This is a genomic window from Flavobacterium sedimenticola (genome assembly GCF_030053345.1).
In the GTDB taxonomy this organism is placed as follows: Bacteria; Bacteroidota; Bacteroidia; order Flavobacteriales; family Flavobacteriaceae; genus Flavobacterium; species Flavobacterium sedimenticola.
The window spans coordinates 938,930-949,649 of record NZ_JASGBP010000001.1 but is presented as its reverse complement, the minus strand read 5'-3'; the positions used below and the strand labels follow the sequence as shown (position 1 = coordinate 949,649).

11 protein-coding genes are annotated in these 10,720 nt (G+C 40.7%); 3 read left to right on the top strand and 8 right to left on the bottom strand.

Annotated elements, in window-relative coordinates; translation table 11 throughout:
* Window positions 1-366: 366 nt before the first annotated feature.
* Entirely contained in the window at window positions 367-1,599 is a 1,233-nt protein-coding gene (locus tag QHT84_RS04265; RefSeq protein WP_283238316.1) for an ABC transporter permease, read from the bottom strand.
* 4 nt (window positions 1,600-1,603) lie between these two features.
* On the opposite strand from QHT84_RS04265, the gene QHT84_RS04260 reads away from it, so the two are divergent.
* Both QHT84_RS04260 and QHT84_RS04255 read left to right on the top strand, forming a co-directional pair.
* On the top strand, window positions 1,604-2,821 hold the full coding sequence (locus QHT84_RS04260; protein ID WP_283238293.1) for an exo-beta-N-acetylmuramidase NamZ family protein: 1,218 nt from the start codon (window positions 1,604-1,606) through the stop codon (window positions 2,819-2,821).
* 54 nt (window positions 2,822-2,875) lie between these two features.
* Window positions 2,876-4,078 carry a DUF418 domain-containing protein gene (locus tag QHT84_RS04255; protein WP_283238292.1) on the top strand — a complete coding sequence of 401 codons (1,203 nt, stop codon included), beginning with the start codon at window positions 2,876-2,878 and terminating at the stop codon, window positions 4,076-4,078.
* Here QHT84_RS04255 and QHT84_RS04250 read toward each other — a convergent pair.
* Window positions 4,075-4,464: a PH domain-containing protein gene (locus QHT84_RS04250; RefSeq protein WP_283238291.1), complete on the bottom strand. Its 390-nt coding sequence runs from the start codon at window positions 4,462-4,464 to the stop codon at window positions 4,075-4,077. The genes QHT84_RS04255 and QHT84_RS04250 overlap by 4 nt on opposite strands.
* A 1-nt stretch (window position 4,465) precedes the next feature.
* Window positions 4,466-4,960: a YkgJ family cysteine cluster protein gene (locus tag QHT84_RS04245; RefSeq protein ID WP_283238290.1), complete on the bottom strand. Its 495-nt coding sequence runs from the start codon at window positions 4,958-4,960 to the stop codon at window positions 4,466-4,468.
* A 75-nt stretch (window positions 4,961-5,035) separates the two neighbouring features.
* On the opposite strand from QHT84_RS04245, the gene QHT84_RS04240 reads away from it, so the two are divergent.
* Window positions 5,036-5,737 carry a class I SAM-dependent methyltransferase gene (locus tag QHT84_RS04240; RefSeq protein ID WP_283238289.1) on the top strand — a complete coding sequence of 234 codons (702 nt, stop codon included), beginning with the start codon at window positions 5,036-5,038 and terminating at the stop codon, window positions 5,735-5,737.
* A gap of 138 nt (window positions 5,738-5,875) precedes the next feature.
* Here QHT84_RS04240 and QHT84_RS04235 read toward each other — a convergent pair whose 3' ends face one another.
* The 5 genes from QHT84_RS04235 to QHT84_RS04215 all read right to left on the bottom strand — a co-directional run bounded on the left by QHT84_RS04235 (window position 5,876) and on the right by QHT84_RS04215 (window position 10,715).
* A complete protein-coding gene (locus tag QHT84_RS04235; RefSeq protein ID WP_283238288.1) occupies window positions 5,876-7,036 on the bottom strand; it encodes an aminotransferase class V-fold PLP-dependent enzyme in 1,161 nt (386 codons plus the stop codon).
* A gap of 88 nt (window positions 7,037-7,124) precedes the next feature.
* A complete protein-coding gene (locus QHT84_RS04230) occupies window positions 7,125-7,529 on the bottom strand; it encodes a DUF2059 domain-containing protein (RefSeq protein ID WP_283238287.1) in 405 nt (134 codons plus the stop codon).
* 30 nt (window positions 7,530-7,559) lie between these two features.
* Window positions 7,560-8,318, bottom strand: coding sequence for an energy transducer TonB (locus tag QHT84_RS04225; RefSeq protein WP_283238286.1), 759 nt, complete (start codon window positions 8,316-8,318; stop codon window positions 7,560-7,562).
* Window positions 8,319-8,321: 3 nt separating this feature from the next.
* Window positions 8,322-8,954 (bottom strand): 7-carboxy-7-deazaguanine synthase QueE, encoded by a 633-nt coding sequence (locus tag QHT84_RS04220; RefSeq protein ID WP_283238285.1) that lies wholly within the window; start codon window positions 8,952-8,954, stop codon window positions 8,322-8,324.
* A gap of 99 nt (window positions 8,955-9,053) precedes the next feature.
* Complete coding sequence (locus tag QHT84_RS04215) at window positions 9,054-10,715, bottom strand: tetratricopeptide repeat protein (RefSeq protein ID WP_283238284.1); 1,662 nt, start codon at window positions 10,713-10,715, stop codon at window positions 9,054-9,056.
* Window positions 10,716-10,720 lie beyond the last annotated feature (5 nt).

Sequence of the window (10,720 nt, the reverse complement as noted above, 5' to 3'; positions counted from 1 at the left end):
TCTCGATTAGCGGGTGCAAAAGTAAGCATCTTTTTTAAACTAACAAGTAATTTTAAAATTATTTTTGAATTTATTTTAAATTCCTCGTTTCACAGTTTTTCAAAGCACCATCCCTCTCTTGCGGGGTGCAAATATAGAAATCTTTTTTCCCTCTTTCCAAATATTTTTTGCCACTTTTTACATCTTTTTTACAAACCCCTGATTGCGCGTTTTTTACAAAGCAAATTTTTAAATACCCGCAACCGAAAAAAACCAAACCATCACCGCTTAGCCCCGATTGAAGCAACTACCATGCCTGACTTCGGCAGGCTTGTAGTGCGTAAAGCGGGAATACCGTATCCAAATATAACCCGAACCTTTCGCTCCTTAATCGAAACGTATGGATTGGGAAGGTGTAATTTTAGTAATAATATAGGAGGGCAACAGCAACACCAAAAGGCAAATAACTACGGTTCCCAAGTTGAGCAATAGGATATACCAGAGATTAATATCGACAGGCGCCACGTTGACATAGTAACTTTCGGGATTGAGTTTAACGATACCGAAATACTTTTGAAGCAACAAGAGGACGATGCTGATGGCGTTACCCCAAAGCAAGCCACGGCTGATAAGATGCAGCGCATTGTACAGGAAAATTTTTCGAACCGACCAATTGTTAGCCCCTAATGATTTTAAAATACCAATCATTTGGGTACGCTCTAAAATAAGCACTAACAGCGCCACCACCATATTAATAGTAGCCACGAGTATCATGACGATAAGAATAACAATGATGTTAACATCAAAGAGTTTGAGCCATTCGAAGATGTAATAAAATTTATTTTCTACGGTTTGAGAGTCGAGCGTAGAAGCGGTTTCATTGTACACTTCTTCCCCTTTTTGGCGGATTTGGGTAAAATCCTCGATGAAAACTTCGAAAGAACCCACTTGATCGGGCTTCCATTTGTTGATGCGTTGGATGTGGCGAATATCGCCTAGGATGTAGTTGGCGTCGAATTCCTGAAAGCCCGAATTGTAAATCCCGACAATTTTAAAATTGCGCAGGTTGTAGCCTTCATTGTTTTCTTTCATAAAATAGGTCACAAAGCGATCGCCGAGATGTAACCCGAGTCGGTCACAAAGGTATTGCGAAATAAGCACTTCCTCGTTGAGTGCGGCGTTAACTTGCGGGAAACGACCTTGGACTAAATATTCTTTTATATTGGCCGATTGATATTCTTTCCCGACACCTTTAAATATAATCCCCTCAAAAGCAGTGGCGGTTCGAATGATTCCGGCCTTACTCGCTACGGCCTGCACATGGGTAATTCCGCTAACATTGGTAAAAGCCGGATAAAAACTTTGACGAATGGAAATGGGTTGGGTACTGACATCGGAGTTGTTATCGTTGTAGCCGGTTATTATAATATGACCGTTGAAGGCCGATACTTTCTGGCGTATTTTTTGTTGCAAGCCAATACCGGTGGCCACGGAAACCACCATCATAATAATACCTAAAGCAATAGCCGTAACCGCAATTTTTATTATTGGTGCGGAAATACTACTTTTATGGTCTTTTGCGGAGACAAGCCTTTGGGCAATAAAATATTCTAATTTCAACGGTATGATTTCAAATTTGGTGTTCAAAAATACAGTTTTATTCTCGGTTTTGCTAATGGTTTCTTGCGGAAGCCAAAAGGGAAGAGAGATAACGAAAAAGGAAGAAGAAATGACTGAAGTCAAGACTCCGTCAACAGCAATACAAACGGGAGCCGACAACACGGCCGCTTACTTACCCTTATTAAAGGACAAAAAAGTGGGCATCGTAACCAATCAAACCGGGATACTTTCGAACAAGACTCATGTTGTCGATTATCTATTAACCCAAAAAATCAACCTCCTAAAAATTTATGCGCCCGAACACGGCTTCCGCGGGACAGCCGATGCCGGTGAACTGATTAAAGACGGCAAAGACACCCAAACCGGTTTGCCGATAATTTCGCTGTATGGCAACAATAAAAAACCAAAACCCGAACAGCTGGCCGGTATTGATGTGATGGTATTTGACCTGCAGGATGTGGGCGCTCGATTTTACACGTACATTTCTACGCTACATTATATTATGGAAGCCTGTGCGGAAAACAACCTTACACTGCTGGTTTTAGACAGACCGAATCCGAACGGCGGTATCGTTGACGGACCGGTTTTAGAAAAAGAACACAGCAGCTTTGTGGGCATGCATCCGATTCCGTTGTTACATGGTATGACTATTGGCGAATACGCTCAAATGATTAATGGTGAAAAATGGTTAAAAAACGGAGCAACGTGTCGCTTGACTGTAATTCCGTGTTTGAACTACCAACGAAGTAGGGCTTATTCGTTACCCGTAAAACCCTCGCCCAATTTACCGAACGATCAGGCTATAAATTTGTATGCCAGCCTGTGCTTGTTCGAAGGCACCAATGTGAGTGTGGGGCGTGGCACCGAGAAGCAATTCCAAATTTACGGTTCGCCTTTTTTACCGAAAAGCGACTTTAGTTTTACCCCGGTACCGAATTTCGGTGCCAAAGAACCGATGCATAAAAACCAATTGTGTTATGGCGAAGATTTGACTCAAATTCAAAGAGTGACCCGTTTGGAACTAAAATGGTTGATTAAAGCCTACAATACCACCTCAGACAAAACCAAATTCTTTAACGACTTCTTCACCAAATTGGCAGGTACCCCAAAATTACAACAACAAATTACAGACGGTGTTTCGGAAGCCGACATCCGAAAAACATGGGAAAAAGGATTGGCTGATTTTAAAACCATGCGACAACCTTATTTGATTTACCAATAAAAATCTGATTTTCAATGCATTATTTAGTACATTTAGCTTACTAAATAATTGCTTATGAATCAACCTGTTGCTGCCGGCTCACGTTCTCCAATTTTAGACATCCTCAGAGGCATTGCGCTGTTTGGCGTTTTTATATCCAACTTAGGTGTTTTTTCGGGGTATGTTTTTTTGACTTTCAAACAAAAAAACGACCTGCCTACAGCCGAAGCCAATCGGATATACGATTTTATTCATTTTGCTTTTATAGACGGGAAATTCTATTCTATTTTTTCACTTCTGTTTGGCATTGGCTTTGCGGTTTTCTTAACCAAATCAAAAGGCATCCTCATCTTTTACAAAAGACTGATTATCCTTATCGGAATAGGATTGGCACATGCTTTTTTGTTGTGGGAAGGCGACATTTTATTGTTGTATGCTCTATTGGGATTGTTGCTGCCGCTTTTTGCCAAATTATCGAATAAGTCGATTCTGGTTATTGCGGTTTGTTTGATTTTGAGTCCGATTCTTTTAGACGCAACTCGAGAACTCAGCCATGGCAAGTTCGCCCCTGAAATGTACTTTTATAAAAGAGGAGGCGAAGTCGATAAAAAAATGGGCATTGCTTCCAACACTGACTTTATTGTTTTAGTTCAAAAGGCCGATTATTCTCAAATTAAGGATTTATTGGTGTCCGGATTTTATTACCGTTGGGGCGGATTATTCGAGTCGAATCGATTTCCTAAAGTTTTGGCGCTGTTTCTGATAGGCATGATGATTGGTCGGAACCGATGGTATGAACATCTAAACGAGAAAAAATCGTTTCTGATTCGGTTTCGAAAGCAAATGTTTCTTTTAGGTTTTCCAACAACCTTACTCTTTGGATACATCAACGTATTTGTGAAAGATGTTCCTCAAGTACTGGAGGCGGCTACCTATGCGTTGAGTGTGATTCCGATGGCTTTTGTTTACGTGTGCAGTATTGTTTTACTGTATATGAGAAATGCCAATACTTTCACTTTTTTTGGTTTTGTCGGTAAAATGACGCTCACCAATTATATCTTACAAAGTAGCTCGGCATACTTATTTTTTTACGGAACCGGACTCGCATTATTCGGCAAAACCGGTTCGGTATTCTTTCCGCTGATTGCCATAAGTTTCTATGCGTTGCAAGCTTTCTTAAGTCGGTTGTGGTTGCGCTATTTTGAATTTGGTCCGTTGGAGTGGATTTGGCGACAACTTACCTACGGCAAATGGATTCGGCTGACCAAAGTGCATTAAACTTCTACTACGATATTCGGATTGATTTTGAGCAGTTCTGCAATAAACTCGGCTCTTTTCTTAGGTGAAATCAACACTTCATCAAATTTATTGTAGGTCACCGCTATACGATCTAATGATAAGGCCGGTGAACTCAACGGATTGTTAGTGCTGTAGATTTTTTTGATTTTCAGGATATCAATTTTAATCCACCAAATGATAAGAAACTGACCGTCGATTTTGTATTTAATCGATTTAAACATCAAAAAAATTAAGCTGATTAGCCCGAAAAAAACAAGAGACAGGAAATAGTCTTTTGTTATGATTCCTTCCACAATCGGATAACAAAAAAGAACGCCGATTACGATAATCAACCACCAGTCGATTTTAGATTTGTAAACAGTCATTTTATAAGGGTAATTTTTTCTTCATAGCTTCCACAATATTATAAGCGACCGGACAAATAGCCACATTCTTCAGCGTCAAATCGGAAATTTGTTGGAACTTTTTTCGGTCGGTGTGCGGAAACTCTCGACACGCTTTGGGTCGCACTTCGTAAATCATACAATGATTTTCAGCATCCAAAAACGTACAAGGCACTCTTTGCAACACATAATCGTTGTCTTCGTCGATACGCAAATAACGGTCAATAAACTGCTGCGGTTTTTGTTTGAGATGCTTGGCAATTCGTTCGATATCAGCCAAGGTAAACAACGGTCCGGTGGTTTTACAACAATTGGCACACGTCAAACAATCGGTTTTCCTGAATTCGGCTTCATGCAACTCCTGCATCACATAATCCAAGTTTTTCGGCGTTTTCTTTTTGAGCTTATCAAAATACTTTTTGTTTTCGATATGCTTATCTTTGGCTAACTTTTGAATGCTATTTAAAATTTGTTTCAAGTTTCAGGTTTGACGTTGGATACCGCAAAGTTAAGAACTTTGAAACTTGAAACCTGAAACCTGAAACTAAAATTAATGAAAGACGTATTCGGCCAGGCTCTACTCGATTTCCAAACCAACCATGCTCCGGAAGATTTGATTACCGAAACCAACATTTCGGAAGCGGACACCATGAGCGTGGCGTATCTTTTTCGCACCTACAACGACATGCCGAAAATCGAAAAAAAAGCATTGCAACTCGCCAAAGGTAAAATCCTCGATGTGGGTTGCGGTGCCGGAAGTCACAGCCTTTATCTTCAGCAAAAAGGATTCGAGGTTACCGCTATCGACATCTCGCAAAACGCCATAAAAGCTTGTCAGTTGCGCGGGGTAAAAAACGCCAGGGCACAACATCTACTGGAATTGGAAAACGAATCCTTCAACACCATACTGTTGCTCATGAACGGTACGGGCATCTTCGGAACCCTGGCCCAAACCACAAAATACCTGCAGAAGTTGAAATCGCTTTTAACGCCCAACGGGCAAATTTTGATTGACAGTTCCGATATCATTTACATGTTTGACCAAGACCAAGACGGTGCCTATCTGGTACCGGCCGATGGCTACTACGGCGAATTGACCTTTACCGTTCATTACAAAGGCCAAACCGAAGACCCGTTTCCGTGGCTGTATCTCGATTACAATACGCTGCAAAACGCGGCGCATGCCAATGGGTTGCAGTGCGAACTGCTCCTCGAAGGCGATCATTTCGATTATTTGGCGCGACTTACCGTATAATTTTTTCTTATTTAGAAGCTGATTCCGGCTATCCGTTCTATCTTTTTTGTTTTGCCCATAGCTTTGTCAGGCTGAGCCTGTCGAAGCCTTGTCGGATGCAAAACAAAAAAGGATGCCACTCCTATCCGGGCTAGGGCCTTAGCGTTCTATCAAATCGGAGGTGTTCAGAATGTCCTCCAAAGCTTCGTACAGCACTTCCAAATCTTTTTGCGAATTGTACACATTAATCGAATACCGCAAATACACTTCTCCGTTCAACGGCATCACCGGAATTTGGATTTTATAACGGTCATACAACACGTCTTTCAATTCCGCCAGTCGCGATGTTTTTACCGGAATGCTGGCCATCTGCCCTAAAAACTCCTCCGTAATCGGCGCTAAAGGTTGGGTTTGCAGCAAATCGCAAAAGCGTTGGTAGTGGTCAAAAACCAATTGTTTGCATACTTTGGAAGTGGCTTTCCAATGCTGTTGCTCTAAGAATTCGATTACAGTGGGCGTACACAAATACGCCGAAAAATCGTTGGTACCCTGGTATTCATGGTAATCCAAAAACCGGCTCTCACCGGGCGCCACACTTTCATAACCCCAACTCACCACCAACGGATCCAAATCGTCCTGAAATTCTTTTTTAACGTACAAAAACGAACTGCCTTTAGGCGCTAACATCCATTTGTGTAAGGTTCCGGTATAAAAATCCGGATTCAAATCGGTTATATTCAAATCGATGTGACCCGGAACATGCGCACCATCCACGATAGTAATTAGGCCCAGCTCCTGCGCTTTATCACAAATCTCTTTCACCGGAAAAATCAAAGCAGTCGAACTGGATATGTGATTTAAAAAAACGACTTTGGTATTGCTGCTATAGCCTTTCCAGAACTCTTCAATGATTTGTTCTTTAGAAACAATGGGCAAACTTATGGGCTGGCGAATGTATTTGGCACCCGTTTTTCGGCAATAAAAGTTCCAGGTTCTGTCCATAGCGCCATACTCGTGATTGGTCGCCAAAATTTCATCGCCCGGCTGTAATTGTAAACTGCGCATCACCGTATTGATGGCTATGGTCGGATTCGGCACAAAGAAAAAGTCGTCCTGATGGCAACCGATAAATTCCGCTAACGGTTTCTTAGCCGCTTTGAGGTATACGGGTAATTTTTTTTGAATAAAGTGCACCGGTTCCGCCTCGAGTTCGCGCTGAAATCGTTGAAATTCCTCAAAAATAGGTTTCGGACAAGCGCCGAAAGAAGCATGGTTTAAAAATGTAATACTCGGATCCAATAAAAAAGGAGAAACACTCATAGATTTTTGTGATTGATGATATTAAGGTGTAAAAATAAAAAATCCCGAACGAGACGCTCGGGATTTAACAAAATATTTGAATGGCAATTTATTGCATGTATTTCATCACCAACGCTTGTAATTCGCCTTGTAACGCCATCATGGACTCTTGCGATTTTTGGGCGATGATTTCTGATTTTTCAGCCATTTTTTTTCCAACCGGACTGTTGTAAAATGCCAACATGGCTTTGACATCTTCTTTTGTATATTCTTGCATATACAAATCTACTGTAGAGCTGTTGACTTTTTTTAACAAAGCATCAAATTCAATCACAAAAGCCGCCTGTTTTTCTTTAGGAATCATACCCAAAACTTGTTTTTTGGCAGCGTTCATCTGACCGGAAGCACCGCTTTTTTCAATCACTTGCTCTACTTCTTCACGCGTAGGTTTGTCTTGTGAGTAACCGAATTGGGTAGCCATAGCAAAGGCAACAACAAAAAGTAATTTTTTCATCTTTTTTAGTTTTATAATAGTTATTAGTATTTATTTAGATTGGATGCTTATGGGAAGCGAATAAATCACTCTCACTTTTTTTCCGGACTGCTCGCCGGGAATCCATTTAGGACTTAGGGTTAATACCCGAATGGCTTCTTCTTTGGTTCCGTAACCCATGTCTCGGATTACCTTAACATCGGCAATACTGCCGTCTTTTTCAACCACAAAAGTCACGAAAATTTTGCCTTTCAAATCTTTAACATTCGGCACTTTAAAATTTTTACCTACATAATTGTAAAATTCTTGAAGCCCACCGGGAAAATCAGGCTTTTTTTCAATACCGGCTGTATTGTAGATGTTGTTGTCTTCGGCTCCATTTTCCACAGGAATATGTGGAGAAGGAATAACGGTTAGCGGACTCGCCTTTTCTTTAATGGTGAACGTCATCGGATATTTCATTTCGATGCTCACCGGTTTACCGCCGCGTTTGGCCGGTTCCCATTTGGGGCATTTTTTTAAGACGCGAATCATTTCTTTAGCCGATTCAACATCCAACATTTGAACAATTTTGATGGCGTTAACAGTTCCGTCGGTTCCTATAGTAAAAGCGGCCACCATAGTACCGGATTTGGTCACTTTGGAATTGTCAAACTCTTTATCGATAAACGCATTAAACTTCTCCAAACCTCCGCCATTAAATTTGGCCTCTATTAAGTCTCCTGCTAAATACACTTCATCTTCTCCATCAATTTGAGCGAAGGTCATAAAAGGAAAAAGCAGGAAAATAAAAAAACGGAACCACTTCATAAACTAGGGGATATTTAAGTATTTGTGTGTTTGTAAAGAGACACGCCATTTGGGATTTTGCATTACATAATCGACTATGAGCGGTGTCATTTCTTCTTTTTTACTCCATTCGGGTTGTAAAAAAAGAATGGCATTCGAATTTACTTTGGCCGCTTGTTCTTCGGCAAAAATAAAATCGTGTTTGTTGTAAATAATTACCTTAAGTTCGTGCGCTAGGGCATAGGCCTCCGGTACCGGTAGTTTGGTTTTTTTGGGCGACAGGCAAAACCAATCCCAACGACCCGAAACCGGATAAGCTCCCGAAGTTTCAATGTGTACTTTTAGGTTTTTATCTTTTAGCTTTTTTGTCAGTACACTCATATCCCACGTTAGCGGCTCCCCTCCGGTAACTACAACCGTGTCGGCATATTTTGCCGCATTATCTACAATGGTATCTGTTGCCGTTGGCGGGTGTAGTTCAGCATTCCAGCTTTCTTTTACATCACACCAATGACAGCCCACATCACAACCTCCGATTCGAATAAAATAAGCAGCGGTTCCGGTATGAAATCCTTCGCCTTGAATGGTATAAAATTCCTCCATGAGCGGAAGCATTTCCCCTTTTTCAACGGCCAATTGTGTTTCTTTTGATAACATTACTTTTGATATAGTGGGCAAAGATACTTATTTGAAAACGATTTGCCATAAAAAAACCGTCCTGTGAACAGAACGGTTTGTAATATTACTTTCAGATAACTACTTTAATAATTTTAACGATTCCATAGCGTAGCTGTTGGTTGGATCTAACGCCAATGTCTTGTTAAACATTTCTTTGGCTTTTGCCTTATCAGTGTTAGCATAATGAGCTGCCATGTTGTTATACGCCTCTATAAATTTAGCTTTATTTTTGGTTACTTCGGCTTCGCCTTTAGCCGTTACCGTATCAACATACAACTGATAATTGTTGGCCATAGCTTCATCATTTTCAGCCAAACGATTTGTTCTGGCTCTAAACAAATAGGCATCGGCTGTGGTTGGTGACGCTGTGATAACATTACCGAAAGCGGTATCGGCTTTTTGTAAAGCAATAGGGTCGGCTTTTACGACGTCTTTTCGAGTGTTATCATAATAAATGGCATTTCCGAGATAAAAATTGTCAATCAAATAGTTTTTAGAAGTAGGAACCGTCACGGCTATTTCGAAAACAGCTGCTGCAGCACCGAATAATTTTTGATCGTATAATTTTTTCCCCAATTCATTTAATTCGTTAGCCGCCAAAGGTTCCATCTCAACAGCTTTTTTGATATCCTCAACTGCCGAGGCCAACAAAGTGGCATCTACTGTTTTTCCGTCAACAGAAATTCCTTTTTTGATTTTCGCTTGTCCTAAGTACAAGTAATCCCGCGGGATGATTTTGTTGGTTGGATTGGAGGTGAATTTTTGCAATGCCTCTAAAGCCGCATCCGCATTACCGTTTTCGTAAGCAGAATATCCTAAATATCTCAAAATTCTCGGGTTCACACCATCAATTTCTTTCATCTTGTTGGCCTCTACTTCCAGAGCTTTATAATCTTTTGCTAAAATCAAAAAGTCGGCATGACGCATACGAGAGGTTACCGAGTAATCGGTCAAACTCATATACTTCTCATAAAAGCCTAATGCTTTTTGGATATTTTCATTGTATGTGGTCGGCACATTGTTACCCCACAAATAATAAGTTTCTGCTAATTCACGGTACACCGGACCGTAGTTCGGGTTGATAGCAATTACTTCGTTATATGCTTTTACGGCTTCGGTATAAGCTTTAGCACCTTTCAATAAAACACCCAATTGCATTTTAGCTCTCAACAAACTGCTATCAGCCTGATAAGCATTACGATAGGCTACATAGGCTTCGTTTTGCTTTTTATCACCGTAATAAGCATCTCCTAAAGCCAATTGTACTTGAGCATCGGTAGGATTAGCGGTAGCCGCTTTGGTTAAAACAGCTATGGCAGCGGCATAATCCGGTTTATCGGCATTCATGTATGCACGAGCCACAGCCACATATTCCTCCGTATCTTTCTTCTTCAAATCTTTAGTTGCTAAGTCAAATTTAGCCTTTGCTGCCGCTTTGTTATTGGCATCCAAATCCATTTGTCCTAAACCTATATTATTGAGTTTGGCTCCTTCGGTACCGGTTAATCCTTTTTGAAAATAAATGGTTGCAGAATCGGCAATATTTTGTTTTAAGTAAATATTACCCAACAAAAAAGCGGCTCTACCATTTCCCGGTTTGGCTTGTATTACTGATTTTAACAGCGATTTGGCTTTCTCAAATTGTTCAGCATCAATAGCTTTTTTCGCTTGTTCTAAATCCTGTGCATTGGCCACTGTAGTGGCGATTAGCGCTAAGCTGAATATTTTAAATCTTTTCATGTCGC